The organism is Pseudomonas sp. SDT291_1_S447 (assembly GCF_054070155.1).
Genome location: NZ_JBSVXS010000448.1, coordinates 1 through 219, shown reverse-complemented (window position 1 = coordinate 219; position 219 = coordinate 1). Strand labels below are relative to the sequence as shown.

Genomic DNA, 219 nt, shown 5'->3' with positions numbered 1-219 from the left:
CCTTTGAAGAATGGCTCGATGGCCTGCTCGACGAGCTGGCGGTGCAGCTGTCCACCCGCGCGCCGTTATTGCTGGTGCTGGATGATTACCATCTGGCCCAGGGGCCCGTGCTTGACCGTTGCCTGCAATTTTTCCTCAATCATCTGCCTGATGGCCTGGTGGTATTGGTCACTAGCCGTCAGCGGCCGGACTGGCATCTCGCGCGGCTGCGGTTGTCGC

Annotated in this window: 1 protein-coding gene; it reads left to right on the top strand. The window is 61.6% G+C overall.

Annotated elements, in window-relative coordinates:
* Window positions 1-219, top strand: a 219-nt coding sequence (locus ACW9IR_RS30310; RefSeq protein WP_457466302.1) for a hypothetical protein, incomplete at both ends; no start/stop codon positions are given.